This window comes from Pandoraea commovens (assembly GCF_902459615.1).
In the GTDB taxonomy this organism is placed as follows: domain Bacteria; phylum Pseudomonadota; class Gammaproteobacteria; order Burkholderiales; family Burkholderiaceae; genus Pandoraea; species Pandoraea commovens.
Genome location: NZ_CABPSA010000002.1, coordinates 553,637 through 577,224, shown reverse-complemented (window position 1 = coordinate 577,224; position 23,588 = coordinate 553,637). Strand labels below are relative to the sequence as shown.

General features: G+C 63.7%; 18 protein-coding genes. 5 read left to right on the top strand and 13 right to left on the bottom strand.

The window, feature by feature from the left end; translation table 11 throughout:
* Positions 1-55: 55 nt before the first annotated feature.
* The 13 genes from PCO31010_RS08750 to gatC form a co-directional block, all read right to left on the bottom strand.
* Entirely contained in the window at positions 56-1,789 is a 1,734-nt protein-coding gene (locus PCO31010_RS08750) for a GspE/PulE family protein (protein WP_174984528.1), read from the bottom strand.
* On the bottom strand, positions 1,773-2,252 hold the full coding sequence (locus PCO31010_RS08745; RefSeq protein WP_150663906.1) for a hypothetical protein: 480 nt from the start codon (positions 2,250-2,252) through the stop codon (positions 1,773-1,775). Before PCO31010_RS08745 ends, PCO31010_RS08750 begins: the two co-directional genes overlap by 17 nt.
* Positions 2,242-3,612, bottom strand: coding sequence for a type IV pilus inner membrane component PilO (locus PCO31010_RS08740; RefSeq protein ID WP_150663905.1), 1,371 nt, complete (start codon positions 3,610-3,612; stop codon positions 2,242-2,244). Before PCO31010_RS08740 ends, PCO31010_RS08745 begins: the two co-directional genes overlap by 11 nt.
* Before the next feature lies 1 nt (position 3,613).
* Positions 3,614-5,377 carry a secretin N-terminal domain-containing protein gene (locus PCO31010_RS08735; RefSeq protein ID WP_150663904.1) on the bottom strand — a complete coding sequence of 588 codons (1,764 nt, stop codon included), beginning with the start codon at positions 5,375-5,377 and terminating at the stop codon, positions 3,614-3,616.
* Positions 5,378-5,425: 48 nt separating this feature from the next.
* Positions 5,426-5,971, bottom strand: a complete 546-nt coding sequence (locus tag PCO31010_RS08730) for a toxin co-regulated pilus biosynthesis Q family protein (RefSeq protein WP_150663903.1) — start codon at positions 5,969-5,971, stop codon at positions 5,426-5,428.
* Positions 5,972-6,016: 45 nt separating this feature from the next.
* Positions 6,017-6,628 carry a pilus assembly FimT family protein gene (locus tag PCO31010_RS08725; RefSeq protein ID WP_150663902.1) on the bottom strand — a complete coding sequence of 204 codons (612 nt, stop codon included), beginning with the start codon at positions 6,626-6,628 and terminating at the stop codon, positions 6,017-6,019.
* Between the two features lie 489 nt (positions 6,629-7,117).
* On the bottom strand, positions 7,118-10,279 hold the full coding sequence (locus PCO31010_RS08720; protein WP_150663901.1) for an efflux RND transporter permease subunit: 3,162 nt from the start codon (positions 10,277-10,279) through the stop codon (positions 7,118-7,120).
* A complete protein-coding gene (locus PCO31010_RS08715; protein WP_150663900.1) occupies positions 10,276-11,529 on the bottom strand; it encodes an efflux RND transporter periplasmic adaptor subunit in 1,254 nt (417 codons plus the stop codon). The genes PCO31010_RS08720 and PCO31010_RS08715 overlap by 4 nt, the downstream gene beginning before the upstream one ends.
* Before the next feature lie 152 nt (positions 11,530-11,681).
* On the bottom strand, positions 11,682-12,488 hold the full coding sequence (locus PCO31010_RS08710; protein ID WP_150663899.1) for a polyphosphate kinase 2 family protein: 807 nt from the start codon (positions 12,486-12,488) through the stop codon (positions 11,682-11,684).
* Positions 12,489-12,621: 133 nt separating this feature from the next.
* A complete protein-coding gene (gene gatB, locus PCO31010_RS08705; protein ID WP_150664198.1) occupies positions 12,622-14,094 on the bottom strand; it encodes an Asp-tRNA(Asn)/Glu-tRNA(Gln) amidotransferase subunit GatB in 1,473 nt (490 codons plus the stop codon).
* A 144-nt stretch (positions 14,095-14,238) separates the two neighbouring features.
* On the bottom strand, positions 14,239-14,667 hold the full coding sequence (locus PCO31010_RS08700; RefSeq protein ID WP_246184539.1) for a hypothetical protein: 429 nt from the start codon (positions 14,665-14,667) through the stop codon (positions 14,239-14,241).
* 86 nt (positions 14,668-14,753) lie between these two features.
* A complete protein-coding gene (gene gatA, locus PCO31010_RS08695; protein WP_150663898.1) occupies positions 14,754-16,244 on the bottom strand; it encodes an Asp-tRNA(Asn)/Glu-tRNA(Gln) amidotransferase subunit GatA in 1,491 nt (496 codons plus the stop codon).
* A gap of 103 nt (positions 16,245-16,347) precedes the next feature.
* Positions 16,348-16,647 (bottom strand): Asp-tRNA(Asn)/Glu-tRNA(Gln) amidotransferase subunit GatC, encoded by a 300-nt coding sequence (gene gatC, locus PCO31010_RS08690; RefSeq protein ID WP_039394713.1) that lies wholly within the window; start codon positions 16,645-16,647, stop codon positions 16,348-16,350.
* Between the two features lie 550 nt (positions 16,648-17,197).
* Between gatC and PCO31010_RS08685 the strand changes: the two genes are divergently transcribed.
* The 5 genes from PCO31010_RS08685 to rodA all read left to right on the top strand — a co-directional run bounded on the left by PCO31010_RS08685 (position 17,198) and on the right by rodA (position 23,370).
* On the top strand, positions 17,198-18,241 hold the full coding sequence (locus tag PCO31010_RS08685; protein ID WP_010805637.1) for a rod shape-determining protein: 1,044 nt from the start codon (positions 17,198-17,200) through the stop codon (positions 18,239-18,241).
* 196 nt (positions 18,242-18,437) lie between these two features.
* Positions 18,438-19,406: a rod shape-determining protein MreC gene (gene mreC, locus PCO31010_RS08680; protein ID WP_150663897.1), complete on the top strand. Its 969-nt coding sequence runs from the start codon at positions 18,438-18,440 to the stop codon at positions 19,404-19,406.
* Positions 19,407-19,415: 9 nt separating this feature from the next.
* A complete protein-coding gene (gene mreD / locus PCO31010_RS08675) occupies positions 19,416-19,928 on the top strand; it encodes a rod shape-determining protein MreD (protein WP_039394706.1) in 513 nt (170 codons plus the stop codon).
* Between the two features lie 47 nt (positions 19,929-19,975).
* A complete protein-coding gene (mrdA, locus tag PCO31010_RS08670) occupies positions 19,976-22,222 on the top strand; it encodes a penicillin-binding protein 2 (protein ID WP_150663896.1) in 2,247 nt (748 codons plus the stop codon).
* Positions 22,222-23,370, top strand: coding sequence for a rod shape-determining protein RodA (rodA, locus tag PCO31010_RS08665; RefSeq protein ID WP_150664196.1), 1,149 nt, complete (start codon positions 22,222-22,224; stop codon positions 23,368-23,370). The genes mrdA and rodA overlap by 1 nt, the downstream gene beginning before the upstream one ends.
* Positions 23,371-23,588 lie beyond the last annotated feature (218 nt).

The window sequence follows — 23,588 nt, the reverse complement described above, 5'->3', positions numbered from 1 at the left end:
CGGTGCTGAACATCGGAGGGGGAATTACGCCGACATCGACGCGTGCAGCGTGTCGTCACACACTGGCGAGACGGCGTGTCGAAGCGGCGCTCAAGGACGTCGACTGACGGAAATGGAATTTCTTGAGTTTGCAGAAGGCGGCTTCGATATCGTGCGGGTCGACCAGTCCCTGCGACATCTTGTACATGGCGTGCTCCATCGCGGACTTGCCGGTCATGTGCGGGCTGGTCAGGTCACCATCGTGGCAGACGCGCCAGTGACGCTCGGCGTCCCAGTAGTGCCCCTCGCGCAGCAGGTCCAGCAACTCGTCGGTCAGTTCGCACACTTCGGCCACGACCGTCTGTCCGCTCGTGCCGCGACCGGAACAACGCTCGCAGCCCGGCCCCTCGACGCAAACCTTCGACGTGTCGATGCCGAGTGCGCCGATCACCGACAACGTGGCGGCGTCGATGACGTCCGGCGCATCCAGCGCGGCACGCTTGCAGTGCGCACATAGGACCGGGATTAGCTTCTGATAGACGATGGCCGTGAGGAAGTTGGGCGAGGCGACGGCCGAGAGCGGCATGCCGATTTCGTCGCTCACCAACCGCGACACAATGCCGAACGCGCTCGACGCGTGCACCGTCGACAACACCTGGTGGCCCGTCTCCGTCATCGACTTGGCGAACGAGCCGGTCTCTGCATCGCGAATCTCGCCCGGCATCAATTTATCGGGATCGCCACGCAGCAAGACCTTGGCCGCCGCGCCGAAGGGCGATTCTCCCGGGCCGTCTTCCGCGCGGCGCTGAATCGGGATCTGCGTCATATGCGGCTGGATGTACTCGACGGGATCTTCGATGGAGAAGAACTTCTTGCCCGAATCGCGCTCGTAGGTCATCAGCGTACGCAGCGTCGTGGACTTGCCGGAGCCGGTCTCGCCCGCGATGATCGTGAGGCCCGGGCTGCGGTGCACGGCGTCTTCCAGAATCTCGACCTGATCGTCTGCATAGCCGAGTTGGGTGAGCGTGAGGACGTCGCCGTCCGTGGCTTCGTTGATCAGCAGACGCAGCACCACGTCCACACCGCGATTCTCCTTCACGCTCTGGAAACGCAGTTGGTACTTGCGCTGGCGGATCGTCAGCGGAATCGAGCAGCTTTGGTGCTGCGCGTCGTCGAAGTGATTGTGGCTGCGGCTACTCGGATCGGCGCGCGAGTTATACGCGGCCGAGACGGCGTCGAGCATGGCGTGATAGTCGCGGGCGAGACGATCGCTCTCCGCCGACATGCGCAGTTTGCCGTGGATGCGCATGCGCACCTGAACATGACGTCCGTCACGAAACTCGAAGTGAATATCCGACGCCCCGGCTTCCACCGCGCGCTCGATGATCAGATCGAAATTGCGATACGCACCGGTCCGCCGCTCGCCGATCTGGCTGCCGTCGTCTCCCTGCTGCTGAAGGCGCGACTGCATCAGCAAGATTTCTTCTGTCGTGCCGACGTAGATGCCTTCGAGGTCCAGCCGGTGTTTCGAGCGCACGGCACGATCGAAGCGTTCGAGCAGATCGGAGCCCTGCATGCGCACGAACGTATTGCTCTCCAGCAGCACGAGGTACAGACGGGGTTTCATCGCAACGAGCACCAGCGCGCCATGCTCCGCGCCTGCGAGCGTGATGCCGAGGTCCTGTCGCCAGCCGAACGCCTGAATGTCGGACTCGCGCAGATCGGCGATAGGACGGACGACGGCGCGCGTGTGCCCGCGTCGTCCGAGGTGCGCCAGCGTGGCGCGCAGCCGTTCAGTAATCGTCGCCATGCGCTTGCCCCGGGACGCGCTGGCTCGTCTGCGCTGAAGATGACGGCGCGGCGCCGAAGGCATTGGGCAAGAGCAAGCGCTGTTGCCGCGCACCGCGTCGCATGTCGACGAAATCGTCACCGATTTGCACGACCTGCCAGTGCCCGACCTTGTCGCCTTTCGTCACGTTGCGTCCGAACTTTCCGTCCACACGCAGATACGCGACGGAAGCATTCTCCACACCGTAGATAAACAGCAGTTCGGGCGGCGCATCGGCCAGTGTGGGCTTGGCGGATGTCGGCGTCTGCGCGTTCCCCGGTGCCTGCGCGTCGGCTTGTGCCTGTTTGGCATCCTGCGCCTCTTGCGAGGCCTTCAGATGCGCCCGCGCGAAGGCGTCGATCGTCTCTTCGGCATGGGCACTCGCCGACAGCAGCGTCGCCGTCGCCGTCGCCCTTACGGCGTCACGGAGCAACTTAGTGAACATAGTAGGTTCCTTGTGCGGAGAAGACGGGCTTGCCGTCATCGATCACGATCTTCAATTCGCCGAGGGACATGTTGCCCGCGCGCATCATCAGGCCCGCGACAGAGTCGAAGAACGCCAGATGCCCCGCCATCTTCCATTCACCTTTCGAGATGGGCGGCGGCATGTCGTCGCGTGAGGCCGCACCCGGTGGGACCGGCACCAGCGGCTCGGGCATCGTCAGCGCGATATCCATGCCGTAGTCGCCGAGCGCTTGCAGCCGCGCCCCTGCCGTGCGCAGAAACTGATTGCGCGGGATGGGGGCGACGCGGGCATCGCCATCGTCTTCGAGCGCTTCGATGGAAGATGTACTTGCCGGTGAGTGCGCTTCGCTTTTCGCCGCGCCGAGCGATGCGGCGACCGTGCTTGCCGAGGTGGCATCGTCCTCGGGCAGCACGAAGCGCTCTTTCGCATGGTCGAGATCGACAATCTGCGCACGAGGACGGTGAGACAGCAGCAGGTCGAAGGTGCCACCTTCGAGACGCCGCCATTCGATCTCGCAAGTTCGCGCCTTGCAGTCGATGGACGCCGGTCGCCATCCACCGGCATTCGCGGGCAGTTGCTGCACCGCGCGCTGCAAATGCTTTGCATAGGATGCGCCGGTCGAGAACGACTCGTTGGCGAGTGCCCGCGTCAGCGCCTGCTTGTATGCTTCGACAGGATCGATGCGATTGGCGGCGGCGAGCTTTTCGCGCTGAACGCCCTCGTACCATTGCCACCCCCCGTAGGCTGCGCCAGCGATGACCGCGAGCAACGTCACCGCCGCAGCGGCGATTTTCAGTTGTCGCGTCGGGAGCGACTGACGCACCGGCTTGATACGCATCTCCGGCGTTGCATCGCGAACCGCAGCGGCAGCGATGTCGTCGAGCGTGAGGTTGACGTCGGCATGCGGCAGATCCGTGCGCATCACCCCGGCAACTTTCACCGGGCCCTCGACTTCGGCCGCCCACTGATCGAGACGCTGCTTCAACTGCGACGCCGGGACCTCCAGATCCAGTTCGGGACGATGGTCGCGCAACGTCACGAATATCGCCTTGGCGGGATCGTCGGGATCCGGGTGCATGAACGCGACGTTCGGTCCGTCGACCAGCGTGCGCAGCACCGCCGCAAGCGCGTACCGGGTCGTAGTGGCGTTCGTATCGATCGCGTCGGGCAGTGAGACCAGCCCGACGGTGCGCGTGCCCGCCCCGTCATCGGTGACGGTGAAGTGCGAGGCGTCGCGGCTGCGCGCGAGACTGCGGATCTCGGCCATCTCTTTTTCGAGACCGATCAGCGTCTCCCATTGCGCGCCGATCACGAGGTGGTTGGACAGTGCGCGCCCCATCTCACACGCCCTCGGTCAGTTCCGGCGAGATCATGATGACGACCTCGTTCACGTGCTGATTCGCCTCTTTTGTCCCCCCTTCGTAGTTGAAGATGCCATCGCGCTCGGTGTTGTCGTCCTTGCGACGGAAGCCGCTCAGCACCAGCGTGTCGCCCGACTTGAGCGACGCACGCTGCATGGTCTGCACGGACGCCGTAATGGGCAGTTGCATGAACGTGCCCGCGCCGAGGCCGTCATCGTCACGGCGACGGTCATCATCCTTGCCGCCGATATCGATGCTGGCCCCCTTGCCGTCGATGTCCGCGCGCACGTTCGGGCCGCTGCCGCCACCGGACGCGCCGGCATCGCTGCCGCTCGGCGCTTCCTTACCGGTGCGCAGATTGATCTTGTCGAGCTTCTTCAGGTCCGACATATCGATCTGCACTTGCAGCATCACGCTGCGGTTATCCATCAACGTCGGCAACAGGTTCATGACGAAGCCCGTGGTGAGCACCGATTGCTCGGCCGTCACGACGGCCTGTCCCCCGTAGTTGCCGGGCGTCATCTTGGTCTGCGCGACGAACCCCCGGTTCTGTGTGACGGCGACAGGCGCAGGCTGGTTGTTCAGCGTGACGACGGTCGTGTCGATCACCGTACTCACGCGCCCTTGCTTGCTCAGCGCCTTGATGAACGCAGAGGACCCGGCCAGACGGCCGTTCGGGATCGTGCGGATCCCCAACCCGCCCTTGCGCGTCATGAGCGCGCCGCCCAGTGCCGGACCGCTCAGGCCCGCCACGAAGCCGCTGGCGGATCGATAGACGAGATCCCAGTCGATGCCCGCCGCCGAGTTTTCCTCGAGCGTGACGGAATAGACCTGTACGCGCAGCTTCACCTGACGGCCAAGCACCGCATTCTCCGATTCGACGTATCGCGCTACACGCTCGACGACATCGGCCGTATCGGTGACGACGAGCGAACTGGTGACGACCGACGGCGTAACGCGGCCGCTCGGCGAGAGCATGTCGGCGACGGTTTTGACCAGATCCGTCCAGTAGTCCAGTTCGGACTCGACCGTGACGTTCGCGTCGGCATTGAAACTCAGATCGACGCCGCCCGACGACGTCCCCCCACCGCCGGACGCGCCGCGATCCGCTTTCATTCTGGACGCCTTGCCGACTGACGCCGTGTACGTTGAGCTACCCGGCATCATCTTGATCTGGAACGTCCGGGTGACGTAGCGCGCGAATTGCACGACGCCGTCGCGATAAGACCAGTGCGTGCCCGAGCGATGCGCGATGGTGTCGAGTAGCCCGGACAGCGAACCGTGATATTGCAACGGCACAGCAGGCTCGCCGCTCTCGGTGCAATTGATCTGGAAGCGTTGTGCCACGCCTGCGGCCTCGCCGCGACCGCCCCGGCCATCGCGAGACGACGCGCCGCCATCGCAAGCGACATCGGACGCCATGCGAATCGTCAGGCCATGGCCACGCGCCACCTGCGCGAGCAGCACCGACATGGGCAGGGGCGCGCCGGTGGAGAAGCGCACCTGACGCGTGAAGAATTCGGGAAGTGCGATCGTCGCGTTGACCGCGACTGATTTTTTTGACAGCCAGGCGCCATCGACATGTTCGATGGCGCCTATGGCCGTTGCTGCGTGGGTGTCGTTGGCGGTGCGCATCGTCTCGCGCACCTCTGTAACGTTCTCGTCGGTTTTCGACAGCAGGCCCGGCGTGCCGCACGCTGTCAGTAACGTGATGGCGCACAACACGCCGAGATGCTTTCTCATGGATGACCGCTTCCGATGTGGGTCGCCGTGCGCGAGGCAAGGCGGAAGTTATTGTGTGGCGTGCACGACGCGCAACACGCGGTTGGCCTCGTAGACCTTCACGCGAATCGGCGCGTCGGTGTTCTGCAACGAGCGCACGATCTGCTCGACGATGCCGAGGAAATCCCCGCGGAACGTCGCGGGATACTCGATGGGGAAATCACGCTCGATCTCCCACGCAAGTTGCCAGCCATTGCGCTCCGCATACCGTCGGACGGCCTGAGAGACGCGGCCGTCAGACGGTTGCAGGGCAAGCTCCATCGCAACGGGGACGGGCGGTGAAATCGCCAACGGCGCTGCAACGCCCACCGTCTGCACGTCGCGCTCCGAGTCGTCGATGGGCTGGTTGCCGTCTTGCACGAGCTGCTGCGCACCGGCCGACTCGGGCACGGGCGCCGCATCGGCACCGCCGCCCAGCGATTGCATCAGCGGCTTGTGGCTCGCGAGCACCCACGTCCCGCCAGTGCCGGACGCCGCTTCCGCCGCCAGCGCCGATGGCACCGCTGCGCCCAACATCGAAGCGAGCACCGCAACACGCATTCCTGGAAGAGTCATGTTCTGTCCGCCTTTGGTCGTTGGTCAGATCCCCGAGATGACTTCTCAGCCAGCGATGGTGAATTCGAGATCGGCTTGCGTCATGGCAGCGCTATTGCTGTCTTCCGTGCACGACTTGCTGATCTGATCGATCTTGTTTTCGGTCTTGGATTTGATGACGTTGCCGTTGATGGTCAGCGTGGCGAACAGACCGTTCATCTTGGCGGCGAAGTCTTCGCATTGGGAGCTTGGATACCCGAGCGATGTCACCGTGACGCCGCTCGACGGATAGCCACCCGTTTGAACCGCGTCGATCGTGATTTCTCCACCGAAACGATTCAGGATCGTGGTGGTGCCAGCGGGCCGGTTGAACGGCTCGGCAATCGCCGTCGGACGAATATCGACCTGCTTGGTCTTCCCCGCGATAAGCGTGCCGGACGCCACCGCGTTCTGCACCGCAAGCACCGACATCTGCCAGTCCTTCATCTCTTGCGACAGCTTCACGCTGTTCATCAGGCGTGGCACACCGACCATTGCGCCGGCCATGATCAGGCCCATCACGGCGACGGCTACCGAGAGTTCCACCAGCGTGACCCCACGCTGGCCGCGCTTGTTCAGGCGCGTGGCGAGCTTGTGTTTGATGTGCGCGATGGCGTTCGCGTCTGTGAATACGTTCATTTTTCGAGTCCGAGGTTTGAGGGATTGGAAAGATTTAAGGAAACGACGTCACGATTCGAGAGACTTGCTCGCAACGGCTGGGGCGATTTATGCCCGAATGTGCGTCGTCGCGTTGTCGCGTGCGTCGCGCAGCTTTCGCAAATTGACATTCGACGCAAGCATGAAATCGCCCATTCGTGCGCCATTTCCGATACCTCCGGACACGCCTCGACAGTCACGAAAATCATCGCGAAATGGCCGTGAAAACAAGGCGGGCTGTGGATACCGGACAGCAGGACGCCGTCGGCTACATCAAATGAAAAATAGGAATGTGACCAAACGCAAACAAAGGGCCTACAAAAGTGTGCGCAAACGTCAGGAATCAGCGGATTCACAAGCCAATTTGCATGGCTTGCGTGGCAAACGGGAGGGGGCGTGGCGCCGTAGAGGAGGGTCGATGGCGCGCAATGGGCAGAAGATGCCGCTGCGCGCCGTCGGTTTCGTCAACGCTTAGTGGGCGTGACTGGTCTTGTGCACATGGATGTCGGTGGCGTCGTGGCTGCCGTCGTCGCTGCCATCGTGCTTGCCACCACCGTCGTTCGCCGCCTTGTCGCCGGGCAGCACGAGCGGCCCCTTACCGGCGAAGCGGTCGAGATAAAGATAGATGACCGGCGTGATGTAGAGCGTGATCACCTGCGAGAACAGCAACCCGCCGACCACAGCCAGACCGAGCGGCTGGCGCAGCTCCGCCCCCGCCCCCAGCCCCAGCGCAATCGGCAACGCGCCCATGAGCGCCGCCAGCGTCGTCATCATGATCGGACGAAAACGCAGCGCACAGGCCTGACGAATCGCCTCAAGCGGCGTCATGCCGCCATTGCGCTGCGCGTCGAGCGCGAAGTCGATCATCATGATGGCGTTCTTCTTCACGATACCGATCAGCATCAGAATGCCGATCACCGCGATGAGCGACAGGTCCATGCCGAACAGACGCAGCGTGATCAACGCGCCGACCGCCGCCGACGGCAGACCGGCCAGAATCGTGATCGGATGGATGTAGCTCTCGTACAGCACGCCGAGCAGCACGTAGATCACCAGCAACGCGCCAACCAGCAGCACCACCTGACTCGATTGCGACTTCTGGAACGCGGCCGCATCGCCGCCCCAGCTTGTGATGATGCTTGGCGGGAAGCCCAACTGCTGCTGGAAGCCCACGATCTTCTTCGACGCGTCGCCCAGCGCTGCGCCCGGCGCAAGGTTGAACGACAGCGTAACGGCCTGCAACTGGCCCTGATGGTTGACCGACACCGGCCCCATCTTGCGCTCGACGGTCGCCACGGCCGAGAGCGGCACCAGCGCACCGCCCTTCCCGCGCACGTAGATCTTGTCGAACGCGCCTTCGTCGCGGCGGTCGTTGTCGTCCGCCTGAAGAATCACCTGATAGCTGTCGCTCGGCGTGTAGATCGTCGACACCTGACGCTCGCCGAACGCGCTGTAAAGCGCGCTGCGAATATCGCCGATGGCGACACCCAGCGTGTTCGCCTTGTCGCGGTCGATGGTCAGTTGCGCCTGCAAGCCCTTCATCTGTGCGTCCGTCGTCACGTCGCGGAAGATCGCATCGGCACGCATGAGGTTCATCAGCCGGTCGGACCACAACTGCATCTCGCCCGGCTTCACGCTCTGCATCACATACTGATAGCGGCTCTTGCTCTGCTTGCCGCCCAGTTGCAGGTTCTGCACCGGATTGAAGTAGACGTTCAGGCCCGGCACCTGTTTGACGTCGCGCCGCAATTCTTCGAGCACTTCGCTCATGTGCGGTCGCTCGCCGTGCGGTTTCAGGTTGATGAACATGCGGCCCTGATTGCTGTCGTTGGCCGACACGATCACGGTCCCCACCGCCGGATTTGCACGGATGATGTCGCCCGCCTGACGCAGCAGCGCCGACATCGCCGTGAACGAAATGTCCTGCGCGCCTTCGGCCGTCACCTGCACCTGCCCGATGTCTTCACTCGGGAAGAAGCCCTTTGGGATCGTGGCGAACAGCACACCTGTTGCAATGAACGTGGCCCCCGCCGCGCCGATCACCCACTTGCGATGCGCGAGGCACCAATCGACGCTGCGCACGTAGGCATCCTGCACCGAGACGAAGCCGTCCTCGAACCACTGCGTGGCGCGCAGGCCGAGGCCTTCGTCCTGCTCGTGCTTGAGATAGCGGCTGCACAACATCGGAATCAGCGTGAGCGACACCGCCGCGGACACCAGAATCGCCAGCGACACGACCACCGCGAACTCATGGAACATCAGCCCGATCACGCCCGGCATGAAGAAGATGGGGATGAACACCGCCACCAGCGAAATCGAGATCGAGAGAATCGTGAAGCCCATTTCGCGCGAACCGACGAGCGCGGCGCGCAACGGCGGCACGCCGTTCTCGATATGCCGCACGATGTTCTCGAGCATGACGATGGCGTCGTCGACCACCAGACCCACGGCAAGCGTGATGCCCAGCAGCGAGATGTTGTCGATCGAGTAGCCCATGCCCTTCATCAGCGCGACGGTGCCGATCAGCGACACCGGCAGCGACATCACCGGAATGAGCGTGGCGGCCAGACGGCGCAGGAACAGGAAGATCACGAGCGTCACGAGAATCACCGTGAGCGCGAGCGTGAACTGCACGTCGTCGATGGACTCGCGAATCGACACCGAGCGGTCGTTGAGCAGCTTGACCTGAATCGACTGCGGCATCTGTTCGGCCAGACGCGGCAGCGCCGCCTTCACCTGATCGACCGTCGCCACGGTGTTCGCATTGGGCTGACGCAGCACCGCGAGCACGATAGAGCGCTCGCCGTTGACCCAACTGCCTGTCTTCACCGATTCGACGCTGTCCTGCACATCGGCCACGTCGCGCAGATACACGGGGCTGCCGTTGACGCTGGCGATGATGAGGTTCGCGAACTGGTCGGCCTTCGTCATCTGACGGTTGGCCTCGATGGTCAGCGTCTGACGGCTGCCGTCGAGCGTACCCACCGGGCTGTTCGCGTTGGCCGAGGCGAGTGCGCGTGCCACGTCGTCGAGCGTGAGCTTGCGTGCGGCGAGCGCGTCCGGGCGGGCCTTCACGCGTACAGCGAAGCGCTTCTGGCCGAAGATCAGCACCTGCGCCACGCCGGGCAGCGTAGAGAGCGTGGGGGAGACGAGGTTTTCCGCGTAGTCGTCGAGCTCGGCGAGCGACATCGACGGCGAGTTCATCGCGAGGAACAGAATCGGCGCATCGGCCGGATTGACCTTGCGATACGACGGCGGCGTCGTCATCTCCACCGGCAGCTTGCGCTGCGCGCGGAACAGCGCCGCCTGCACGTCGACGGCCGCCGCGTCGATATCGCGGTCGCTGTCGAATTCGATGATGATCGACGTGGTGCCCTGCGTGTTGGTCGAACTGATGACCGCCACACCCGCAATCGTCGAGAACTGCTTTTCCATCGGGGCGGCGACCGACGCGGCCATCGTCTCCGGACTCGCGCCCGGCAGCGTGGCCGTGACCTGAATCACCGGCGAGTTGTAGCTGGGCAGGGCGGAAATCGGAATCTGTCCGTATGCGATCAGACCCGCGACGACGGCCGCCACGCACAGCAGGATCGTCATGACCGGCCGGCGGATACAGAGTTCTGAGAGGTTCATGGCGCTTTCCCTGAGCCGCCGCCAGCACCAACACCGGCACCGTCTTCGCGCGACGCCACAATCGTCACCTTATTACCCGGACGCAGGTTTTCTGCGCCCTCCTGCACGACCTTCGCCCCGGCGGGCACGCCGTCGACGACCGCGAGCTTCGCTTCCACGTAGCCGACCTTGACCGGCTTGGCGCTGACCTTACCGTCGTCGCCGATCACGTAGACGAACTTGCCGTCCGGCCCGGTCTGCACCGCCTGCGGCGGCACGACGCTCGCCTGCTTGAGCACACGGCCAATGACCGCGACGTTCAGATACATGCCGGGCCACAGCTTCGCGTCCCGGTTGTCGTAGGCGGCCTTCAGGCGAATCGTGCCCGTCTGCGAATCCACCGCGTTGTCGATGAAGCTGAGCTGACCGGTGACGTTCACGCCCGTGGTCCCGAGCGTGGCTGTCACGGCGACCGGGCCGCCCGCACGCGCTGCCTGCAATTCGGCCAGCGCCCCTTCGGGCAGCGTGAAGCTGATGTCGATCGGATCGAGCTGGGTGATGCTCACGAGCGCCGCGCCCCCCGGCGTCACCAGACTGCCCGGATGCACGTTGATCGCGCCGGTGCGGCCATCGATGCCCGCACGGATCTGGTTGTAGTCGACCGCCACCTGGCTCGCGGCAATCGCCGCCCGGTCGGCGGCCACCTGCGCGGTAAGGCTGTCCACACCGCTTTGCGCCGTGTCGAGCGCACTTTGCGAGACGAAGTGTTCGGCGATCAGTTGTTTGGTGCGCGCGAGCGTGCGGCGTGCGTTGGCGAGATCGGCTTCGTCCTTCGCCAGTTGCGCCTGCACCTTCTTGAGGTTCGCTTCGTCCATGCGGGCATCGAGCGAGAACAGCAGCTGCCCGGCTTTGACGAAATCGCCTTCCTTGATATGCACCTGACGGATGGTGCTGGAGATTTGCGGGCGAACGTCGATGGTCTGACGCGCCGTGACCGTGCCGTTGGCGATGAGCCGGACAGGGACGTCGCGCGTTTCGACGCTCGCGGCTGTAACGGACGGTGCAGCTGCCGTCTTCACGGTCTTCTCGGCACCGCGCGAGCGCAGCCACGTAGCGCCGCCAGCGATGATCGACACGGCGACCAGACCTACGACCCAGCGACGGGAACCCTTTGTTCCCTTCGTACCCTTCGCGCCGCTGCCCGGCTGGCCGCCGTGCCCGTGGGCAGCCGCGTCCCCCGGCAACGGCCGGCGGGCGTTCTCGTCACTCATCTTCTTCCCCGTTTCCCCATGCGACGCCGGTCGAGCCCCCGCCCTCCCGGTCGCGCCTGTTTCTACTGATAAAACAGCCGTGACTTACCGCGGCCGTTCACTGCTTGTCCGTTGTTATGTTCGCTGCGGCGCTGCACTGCCGCATTTCCTCACTACTCCACCTTCATGCCCGTCAACTCGGGCCTGCCCGGCGGATACGTCAGCTTCAGCTCGCTCAGCGCGTGCACCAGCAACTCTGCCACCATCAGATTACGGTGGCGTTTTGAGTCGGAAGGGACGATATACCACGGTGCGTGTTCCGTCGAGGTCGCCGATAAAGCCGCCTCATAGGCCTTTGTGTATTGCGGCCAGAAGCTGCGTTCCTTGAGGTCGCCCAGCTCGAATTTCCAATGCTTGTTCGGATCGTCGATGCGTTCCTGAAGCCGCTTGCGTTGCTCCTCCGACGAGATGTGCAGGAAGCACTTGATGATGTGCGTGTTGTTGTCGACGAGTAGCTGCTCGAAGTTATTGATATGCGTGTAGCGGCGCTTGCACTCGTCCGCATCGATCCAGTCGTGCACCCGCGTGATGAGCACGTCTTCGTAATGGCTACGGTTGAAGATCGCCAGCTCACCCGCCGCCGGCACCACCATGTGCACGCGCCAGAGGAAGTCGCGCGCCAGTTCGATGGGCGTGGGCGATTTGAAGTTGGCCACGCGGATGCCCAGCGGATCGACGTTCTGGAACACCGCGCGAATGGTGCCGTCCTTGCCGCTGGTGTCCATCCCCTGAAGCACCAGCAGGACACGATGTTTGCTGTTGGCGTGCAGGATCGTCTGCAATTCGTCGAGTTTTATCGCCAGCTCGGCCAGGCGCGTCTTGTCGTCGTCCTTGTTGTCGCCGGAGAACGGCTTGTCGGCAGGGTCGAAGCTTGAGAGGTCAAGCTTCTTGCCGAACGGTACGCGGTATTTCTCGAACATCGCCAACTCCTGCGTGAAAAGTTAGTTGGCAGTATGGCGCAAATTGCGGGGGCCATAAAAAAAGGGCGCGGTGCCGATCCGGCTACCGCGCCCTTCTTCCCTTCAGGCCTTTCGGCCTGTCAGTCCCTGCATCTTAAGCGCCGAGCTTCTTCTTGAGCAGCTCGTTGACTTGCGCCGGGTTCGCCTTGCCCTTCGTGGCCTTCATCGCCTGGCCGACCAGCGCGTTGAACGCCTTCTCCTTGCCCGCACGGAACTCCTCGACGGACTTGGCATTCGCCGCCAGCACTTCGTCGATGATCTTCTCGATCGCGCCAGTGTCGGTGATCTGCTTGAGGCCCTTGGCTTCGATGATGCGGTCGGCGGCCCCTTCGTCGGTCGCGCGCTCTTCCCACATCAGTTGGAAGACTTCCTTGGCGATCTTGTTGGAGATCGTGTTGTCGGCGATACGGGCGAGCAGACCGGCGAGTTGTGCGCTCGACACCGGGCTGACGTCGATGCCGATGTCTTCGCGGTTCAGCAGCGACGACAGTTCGCCCATGATCCAGTTGGCGGCGGGTTTGGCGCTTGCCTTGCCAGCCTTGGCGACCACCGCCTCGAAGTACGCAGCCTGCGCCTTCGATTGCGTGAGCACAGCAGCGTCGTAGTCCGACAGACCGTACGCTTGTACGAAGCGCGCCTGCATACCGGCAGGCAGTTCCGGCAACGACGCACGCACGCGCTCGACCCATTCGCTGTCGATCACGAGCGGCATCAGGTCCGGGTCCGGGAAGTAACGATAGTCGTGCGCGTCTTCCTTGCTGCGCATCGAACGCGTTTCCTTCTTGTCCGGATCGTACAGACGCGTTTCCTGCACCACCGTACCGCCGTCTTCGATCAGTTCGATCTGACGACGCACTTCGTACTGAATCGCTTCTTCGAGGAAACGGAACGAGTTCAGGTTCTTGATTTCGGCGCGCGTGCCGAATTCCTTCTGACCGACCGGGCGCACGGACACGTTGGCGTCGCAACGGAACGAGCCTTCCTGCATGTTGCCGTCGCAGATCCCGAGCCACACCACCAGACCGTGCAGCGCCTTGGCATACGCCACGGCTTCGGCCGCACTGCGCATTTCCGGCTCCGTCACGATTTCGAGCAGCGGCGTGCCAGCACGGTTCAGGTCGATACCGGTCATACCTGCGAAGTCTTCGTGCAGCGACTTGCCCGCGTCTTCCTCAAGGTGAGCACGCGTGAGCGTGACGACCTTCTCATAGGCTTCGCGACCGGTGCGCGGGTCGGCTTCGACCTGAATCTTCATCGATCCGCCCTGCACCACCGGAATTTCGTACTGGCTGATCTGATAGCCTTTGGGCAGATCGGGATAGAAGTAATTCTTGCGCGCGAAGATGCTGCGCGGCGCAATCGTCGCCCCGATGGCCAGACCGAACTCGATCGCACGCTCGACAGCGCCGCGATTGAGCACCGGCAGCACGCCCGGCAGCGCCAGATCCACAGGGCATGCCTGCGTATTGGGGGCCGCGCCGAACTGCGTCGATGCGCCCGAGAAAATCTTGGAAGCGGTGGAGAGCTGCGTGTGCGTCTCCAGACCAATAACGACTTCCCATTGCATAAGGTTCACCCTTGTCTCAACTTGTCGGCACGGCGCATGTCGCCCTGCCTTTGCTGCCACCCGTCTCTCAGATTCCCCTGAGGTGACGGTGCGGCCTGTTCCTGTTCGTCGACGTTGTCGATACCTGCCAGCGCTGGCCCGGACTTATCTACGCGTGTCGCGTGCGCACGCGCCCGACTGCGGATCGAAGCTCACCGGCCATGCGTTGTCGTAGACGTCGCCCGTGCAATACGCCTCGCAGTTCGCGTGGCCGATCGTCACGTTGCCCGGGTCCTGCCAGATGAGCAGTTTGCAACTGCCGCTGTTCGCGCGCAGCTCGATGCTCGGCTTCCACTGCGTCTGGTGAAAGTTCGCCAGATTGAAGTGGCAACTGCCACGGCTGCCGACCCACAGACGCCAGTCCAGCGCCTGCACCGCGTTGCCCTGCACCTTGAGCGTCGCCTGTTCGCGAAAACCGTCTTCGTCGGTCTGCGAGCAGTAACCCGAGAGGTTGACTTCTCGATAGGCGATGGGCGTCGGGCGCGAGAACGGCAGTGAGCATGACGCGAGTGTGAGCACCATGCCGACAAGCATCAGTCCGCGAGACACCCGCGACGCCGTGCGTGCGCCGGTCGAGGCGGGAGCCGTCATGTCGCGTTGCATGCGCTGGCGGCTCATGATCAGACGCCCGCCGGAGCGCGCTTGTGCCAGTCGGTCGCGCGCTGGAACGCGTCGGCCACTTGCAGCAGGCGGGCTTCGTCGAAATAATTGCCGATCATTTGCAGACCGACCGGGCGCGCGTTGCGTCCCGGGCCGACCGGCAGGCTCATGCCCGGCAGACCCGCCAGACTCACCGACAGCGTGTAGATGTCGGCCAGATACATCTGCACCGGATCGGCGCTCTTCTCGCCGAGGTTCCACGCCACGGACGGCGCGACCGGCCCCATGATCACGTCGCACTGCGCGAACGCGTTCTGGAAGTCCTGCGCGATCAGACGGCGGATCTTCTGCGCTTGCAGATAGTAGGCATCGTAGTAGCCGTGCGAGAGCACGTACGTGCCCACCAGAATGCGGCGCTTGACCTCGGTGCCGAAACCCTCGGCACGCGACTTCTTGTACATGTCGAGCAGATCGCGGTACTCGGCCGCGCGGTGGCCGAAGCGCACGCCGTCGAAACGCGACAGGTTGGACGACGCTTCTGCCGGGGCGAGCACGTAGTACACCGGGATCGAGAGTTCCGTCTTCGGCAGCGTCACCGGCACGCGCACGGCGCCCAGCTTCTCGAACTCGGCAAGCGCGTTGTCGATGGACTCGCGCACGTCGGCGTCCAGACCGTCACCGAAGTATTCGGCGGGCAGACCTATGCGCAGACCGGCCAACGGCTTGTCGGCCGTTGCGCCGTCCAGGGGCTTGCCCAGACCGCGCGCGAAGTCTTCGTCCGCACGTTCGAGACTGGTCGAATCGCGGGCGTCGAAGCCAGCCATGCCGTTGAGCAGCCATGCGCAATCCGCCGCGCTGTGACCGAACGGGCCGCCCTGATCGAGCGACGACGCGAACGCGATCATGCCGTAGCGCGATACGCGACCATACGTCGGCTTGATGCCGGTCACGCCGCAGAACGCGGCCGGTTGACGGATCGAGCCACCGGTGTCGGTGCCGGTCGCCGCCGGTGCGAGGCGCGCAGCGACGGCCGCTGCCGAGCCACCCGACGAACCGCCCGGCACGGCGAGCTTGTCCCACGGGTTCCTGACCGGTCCGTAGTAGGAATTTTCGTTCGACGAGCCCATGGCGAACTCATCCATATTGGTCTTGCCGAGCGTGACCATGCCCGCGTTCGAGAGACGCTCGACGACAGCGGCGTCGTACGGGCTGTCGTAGCCCTTGAGCATGCGCGAGCCGGCGGTGCTGTGCCAGCCGCGCGTGACGAACACGTCCTTGTGCGCGACGGGAATGCCCAGCAGCGGCTGGTTCGCGCCGTCACCGGCAGCGATGCGGGCGTCGGCCGCGCGCGCCTGCGCGAGACTGGTTTCGGCATTGACATGCACGAAGGCGTTCAGATCGGCGGCACCGGCGATGCGGTCCAGATAATGCTGCGTCAGCTCAACGCTCGAGACGCGCTTGGCGTCGAGCGCGGCGCGCAAATCCTGCAAATGAATCAGATCTTGTTCCATGATGGCGGCTTGACTGGGTAGCGCATGAAGGCGGAAGGCATGAGGCCCCTGGTGCATGAGACGCGCATGTCCCATCGGACAGCGTTCGCGTCTCGCGCGGGACTCACTCGATGACCTTCGGCACCAGATAGAGGCCGTCCTGCACGGCGGGTGCCGGACGCTGATTCGCCTCGCGATCGACCAGCTCCGTCACTGCATCGGTGCGCAGGCGCTGAGCGACTTCCTGAATTTGTTCGATGGGATGCGCGAGCGGTGCGACGCCCGTCGTATCGACCGACTGCATCTGTTCGACGAGCGCGAAGAAGCCGTTGAGCTCCTTTTCCATGTGAGCCGCCTCGTCATCGGCCAGCTCGAGACGCGCGAGGTGAGCGATGCGTTTGACGTCTGAGAGATTCAAAGCCATGAAGAAATCCCAAAAAAATGCGCATTGGAGAGCAGCCGAATGCACGCCTGCCGCCAAAATTAGGGACAGAATGCGGAGAATCTGCGAACGAGGTCGTGCCCGTCTGCCGTTTTACTCCGTGCACTGCACTGCGCAGGACGTCGGACACGCCGCACCGCGAGGCTCCCCGCGAGTTTGCCCCGGGGGTCGAATGTGGCGTCAACGTGCTCGTTTTTCCTGCAAAACCTGCGAAATTATAAGGTATCATTGCGCATTAAATTTGCGTCGGAGCGTGTTTTTGCACCCTCCGCCGCTGTCGCGCAGGTGGGCCACGGCCAGTCCGGGGGGCGCGACAGACGATCGCGCAGTCCAGTGGAAGACCCTGACGCGACGGATTTTTTAACGGCAGCCCCGCCTCCTGCCCGGTACCGCATTCCTCGGTTTGTCCGCACGTTTCGCGAGCCGCCGCGTGGCGCCTGGCGATTTTTTTGCGAACAGGCCGGAACCCAGACGACAGGCAGCCGTCCCAGTCAAACGCATTGGGCGGCCTCAAGCAAACACAGGATTTTGCATGTTCGGTTTTCTTCGCAGCTATTTCTCCAACGACCTGGCCATTGACCTGGGCACGGCCAACACCCTGATCTATATGCGCGGCAAGGGCGTCGTTCTCGACGAACCTTCGGTTGTCGCCATTCGTCAGGAAGGCGGCCCGAGCGGTAAGAAGACGATTCAGGCCGTCGGTAAAGAAGCCAAACAGATGCTCGGCAAGGTCCCGGGCAACATCGAAGCCATTCGTCCGATGAAGGACGGCGTGATCGCCGACTTCACCGTGACCGAGCAGATGATCAAGCAGTTCATCAAGATGGCTCACGAGTCGCGTCTGTTCTCGCCGTCACCGCGCATCATCATTTGCGTGCCGTGCGGTTCGACCCAGGTCGAGCGTCGCGCCATCAAGGAAGCCGCGCACGGCGCCGGCGCCTCGCAGGTGTACCTGATCGAAGAGCCGATGGCCGCTGCCATCGGTGCCGGTCTGCCGGTCTCGGAAGCCACGGGCTCGATGGTTGTCGACATCGGCGGTGGCACGACCGAAGTGGGCGTGATCTCGCTGGGCGGCATCGTCTATAAGGGTTCGGTGCGTGTCGGTGGCGACAAGTTCGACGAAGCCATCGTCAACTACATCCGCCGCAACTACGGCATGCTGATCGGCGAACAGACCGCCGAAGCGATCAAGAAGGAAATCGGCTCGGCCTTCCCGGGTTCGGAAGTCAAGGAAATGGAAGTCAAGGGCCGCAACCTCTCGGAAGGGATTCCGCGCGCCTTCACCATCTCCAGCAACGAAATCCTCGAAGCCCTGACCGATCCGCTCAACCAGATCGTGTCGTCGGTGAAGATCGCACTGGAGCAGACGCCGCCGGAACTGGGCGCCGACATCGCCGAGCGCGGCATGATGCTCACGGGCGGCGGTGCGCTGCTGCGCGATCTGGACCGTCTGCTCGCCGAAGAAACCGGCCTGCCCGTGCTCGTCGCCGAAGACCCGCTCACCTGCGTGGTGCGTGGCTCGGGCATGGCGCTTGAGCGCATGGACAAGCTCGGCAGCATCTTCTCCTACGAGTAAGCCAACGTGCGTGGTTCGTCGTCCGGCGCGGTGGGACATTTCCCAACACACCTCGCCCGGTACGACAGACCGCGCAGCAAGATCTCGCGCACGGAGTCAGGCGTCATGCCGCTTGTCACGCCGCTTCGTCGCGCCCGACTGACACCACTCGCGCACCGCAGCGTCTCGCTGCGCGTGCTTCCCTGAAGGGCCCACCATGCAGTACAGTCCGCCGCCACTGTTCAAACAGGGACCGTCGGCGTTGGCCCGGCTAATCTGTTTCGTCGCGCTCGCCATCGGCCTGCTCGTGGTCGACTCGCACTACAACACGCTGGAGCGGGTGCGAAGCGTCGTCGGCACCGCCCTCTATCCCGTGCAACGCATGATGCTGTTGCCGCGCGACGCCATTCTCGGCGTAGCGGGATTCTTCTCGACCGAATCGCAGCTCACCACCGAAAACGGCACGCTGCGCGCGCGCAATCTCGAACTCTCCGTCCAGGCACAGCGCAATAACCAGCTGGTGGCCGAGAATGAACATCTGCGCCAGATGCTGGCCCTACGCGAGCGTCTGCCCGTCCCCAGTATCCCGGCAGAAATCGAATACGACACGCGCGATCCGTTCACGCAACGCGTGGTCATCGATCGCGGCACGAAACACGGCGTCAAGCTCGGCGCACCGGTCGTCACCGAGCAAGGCCTGCTCGGTCAGGTCTCGCGCGTGTTCCTGATGCAAAGCGAAGTCACGCTGCTGACCGACAAGGAACAGGCCGTGCCGGTGCAGGTCACGCGCAGCGGCGTGCACAGCGTGATTTACGGTGGCCTGCGCGGCGACGTGCTCGATCTGCGCTTCATTCCGCTGTCGGCCGACGTGAAGGTCGGCGACGAAATCGCCACCAGCGGTCTGGACGGCGTGTACCCCGCCGGTCTGCCGGTCGCACGCATCACGAAGGTCGACCGGGTGTCGGACACCGCGTTCGCGCGCATTCTGTGTCAGCCGGTGGCCAATCTGCGCAGCCAGCGTCAGGTGCTGGTCCTGCAATACACCACGCCGCTGGCGCTGCATCCGGACGCCGCGGCCGATCTCGCACGCGCCTCCGATCCGTCGGCCAGTGGCGCGAAACCCGCGCCGAAGGGCGGCACGCGTGCCGATCCGAAGCTCGCGCCGGGCGCCCGCAAGGGTCATTGAGGAATTCACATGCCACGACCGCAATACATCCTGCTGCCGGTCAATCCGTACTTCATCGCGCTCAGTCTCGTGGTGGCGTTTCTGGTCAACCTGATGCCGTGGGGGCACGCCCCCGCCATGCCCGACTTCGTCGCGCTGGTGCTGATGTTCTGGAACATCCACCAGCCGCGCAAGGTCGGCATGGGCGTGGCGTTTCTCGTCGGGTTGCTCATGGACGTGCACAACGCCGGGCTGCTGGGTGAGCATGCGCTCGCTTACACGCTGCTGTCGTACGGTGCGATCATGATTCACCGCCGCGTTCTGTTCTTCACGCTGCTCGGTCAGGCGCTCACGGTGCTGCCGTTGCTGCTGCTCGCGCACGTGGTGCCGTTCATCATTCGTCTGGCGACCGGCGCAGCATTTCCGGGCTGGTGGCCGCTCGCGGCCAGCTTCGTGGAAGCTGTGCTCTGGCCGGTGATCAGTATCTTGCTGCTGGCGCCGCAGAAACGCGCCGTCGACCGCGACGATACGCGTCCGATCTGACGGGCTTCCCGCCCTCAGATCGCACCTACGAGCCCCGCCCAGCCAGCATGACCGAGTTCAAGAATCCCCAGCAACAACTGCAGACGTTTCACCTGCGGGTAACGGCGGCCGCGTTTTTCGTGCTGATTTGCTTCAGCCTGCTCGCGGTGCGTTTCGTCTATCTGCAGGTCTTCCGTCACAACCAGTACGCCCTGCAAGCCGACGAAAACCGCGTCTCGCTCGCGCCCATCGTGCCCAACCGTGGCGTGATCATGGATCGTAACGGCGTAGTACTGGCGCGCAACTATTCCGCCTACACGCTCGAAATCACGCCGTCGAAGATCGGCCGTCCGCTCGAAGACCTCGTCACCGATCTGTCGGACGTGATCGAGATCACGCCGCGCGACCGCGCCCGCTTCAAGAAGCTGATGGATGACAGCAAGAGCTTCGAGAGCCTGCCGATCCGCACGCGGCTGACCGACGAGGAAGTCGCCCGCTTCACTGCCCAGCGTTTCCGCTTCCCCGGCGTTGACGTGCACGCGCGCCTGTTCCGTCAATACCCGCTCGGCGAGACGGCCGCGCACGTGATCGGCTACATCGGCCGGATTTCGCAGCGCGATCGTCAGCGTATCGACGCGATGAGCGAAGAGAACGACAGCGACAGCGCCAAGTACGATATCCGCCGCGACGTCAACAACTACAAGGGCACCGATTACATCGGCAAGATCGGCGTCGAGCAAAGCTACGAGACGCAGCTCCACGGCATCACCGGTTTCGAGGAAATCGAAGTGACCGCCGGGGGCCGTCCGGTGCGCACCATCTCGCGCACCCCGGCCACGCCGGGCGACAACCTCGTGCTGTCCATCGACATCAAACTCCAGCAGGTCGCCGAACAGGCCTTCGCCGGACGTCGCGGTGCGGTGGTCGCCATCGAACCTAAGACCGGCGACGTGCTCGCCTTCGTGTCCGCACCGAGCTTCGACCCGAACCTGTTCGTCGAAGGCATCGACCAGCAGAACTGGGACGCTCTGAACACCTCGGCCGACCGGCCGCTGCTCAACCGTCCGTTGCGCGGCACCTATCCGATCGGTTCGACGTACAAGCCGTTCATGGCGCTCGCCGCGCTCGAACTCGGCAAGCGCACGACGAACTGGGGTTTCCAGGACACGGGCTCGTTCACGCTGGGCAACCACACGTTCCGCAACGACGTGCGCAACGGTCAGGGCTGGATCGACATGTACCGCTCGATCGTGGTCTCGAACGACACGTATTACTACATGCTCGCGCACGATCTGGGCGTGAACGCCATTCACGACTTCATGGCACCGCTCGGCTTTGGTCAGTTGACGGGCATCGACATCGAAGGCGAAGCACGTGGCATCCTGCCGTCGACCGAATGGAAGCGCAAGGCGTACAAGAAGCCAGCGCAACAGAAGTGGTATGACGGCGAGACGATCAGTCTGGGCATCGGACAGGGCTACAACTCGTTCACGATCCTGCAACTCGCGCACGCCACGGCCACGCTGGCGAACAACGGCGTGGTGATGAAGCCTCACCTCGTGAAGGCGGTCGAAGATCCCGTGTCGCATGCGCGCCAGCTGACCGTGCCGCATGAAAGTGCGCGTCTGCCGTACAAGCAGGCGGACATCGACTTCGTCAAACGGGCGATGGTCGGCGTGATCAAGGAAGGTACGGGACGTCAGGCGTTCGCCGGCGCACCGTACGATGCAGGCGGCAAGACGGGCACGGCGCAGGTGTATTCGCTCGGCAAGAACGAGAAGTACAACCACAACGCGATTCCCGAGTTCAAGCGCGACCACGCCCTGTTCATCGCCTTCGCCCCGGCAGAAGATCCGAAGATCGCCATTGCGCTGATCGTCGAGAACGCCGGTTGGGGTGGCGCACAGGCCGGTCCGGTCGCGCGACGTCTGCTCGACTACTACCTGATCGACGAACCTAAGGAGCGCGCAGCCGAAGCCGCCGCACTGCAAGCTGCCGCGTCGGGTGCAGGTGCCGCATCAGCGGTCTCTGCCGCACCGGACGCACCGCCGGCCAGCGCCGCCGAACTCGACCGCACCGCAGGCGCTACCACGACGACCGTGTCGCGGGTGGCACCGGGCGCATCGGCGGCCACTGCCGCCAACGCCGCACCGCGCGCCGCAGGCGGCAAGGCGTCGGCCCCGGCGGCGGCACCTGCGACACCTCAGACGCCGCCCCCCCCTCAGCAAAAGCCCGCCGTAAGCCCGACCGTCGCCGACGAAGCACGTCACCGTGCCGCGATCCGCGCACAGCGCGGGCAAGGAGGAACGCCATGATGGCGCTCGACAAACACACGTGGAAAGAACAGGTCAAGCGCCTGTTCGCCGCCTTCGACAAGCCGCTCGCGCTGATCGTCTTCCTGCTGCTCTGCGTCGGACTGGTCACGCTCTACAGCGCCAGCATCGACGTCCCCGGCCGCGTAGAAGACCAGATCCGCAACATCGTGCTGACCTTCATCCTGATGTGGGTGCTGGCGATGATGCCCACCCAGACCCTCATGAAGTTCGCCGTGCCGCTCTATACAGCGGGGGTGGCGCTGCTCATTGCAGTGGCGATGTTCGGTCTGACGAAGAAGGGCGCGAAGCGCTGGCTGAACGTCGGTATGGTGATTCAACCGTCCGAAATCATGAAGATCGCCATGCCGCTCATGCTGGCCTGGTACTTCCAGAAGCGCGAAGGCAATATTCGCTGGTTCGACTACCTGGCGGCTATCGCGCTGCTCGGCGTGCCTGTCGGGCTGATCGCGAAGCAGCCCGACCTCGGCACGGGTCTGCTCGTGGCGGCCGCCGGTCTGTACGTCATCTATCTGGCCGGATTGTCGTGGAAGCTGATTTTGCCGGTGCTCATTGCCGGTGTCATCGGCATCGGCACGATCCTCGCGCTGGAAGACAAGATCTGTCAGCCGGATGTCGAATGGCACATCCTGCACGACTACCAGAAGCACCGCGTGTGCACGCTGCTGGACCCAACGTCCGATCCGCTCGGCAAGGGCTTCCACACGATTCAGTCGGTCATTGCCATCGGCTCCGGCGGCACGACCGGCAAGGGCTGGCTCAAGGGCACACAGGCCCACCTCGAATTCATTCCCGAGAAGCACACCGACTTTATCTTCGCCGTGTTCGCGGAAGAGTTCGGTCTGATCGGCGAGGGCGTGCTGATCCTGCTGTATCTGCTGCTGGTCGCACGCGGCCTGATGATCGCGGCGAGCGGCGCGACGCTATTCGGACGATTGCTCGCCGGTGCGGTCACGATGATCTTCTTCACCTACGCCTTCGTGAACATGGGCATGGTGAGCGGCATTCTGCCGGTGGTCGGGGTGCCATTGCCGTTCATGAGCTACGGGGGCACGGCGCTGGTGACGCTCGGCCTCGGGGTCGGCATTCTCATGAGCGTGGCGCGCGAGAAGCGGCTCATGCAGAGCTAGCACCTCCGCACCGCCTTCGACGCATCGATGCGTCACCCGCAAAACGGCAGAGCCTACGCTCTGCCGTTTTTGTTTTCGGTCGAAGTGTTCGTCGATCTCAATGAGCGAATCATGGGATTCCGCTTAGTCCAAATTCGATAAAAAAGAGGCTTAAACGAAACACACGTGCATTCGCCAAGTTCGCCGTCTTCATCGAGAGACGTCGCCCGACAGGCGTC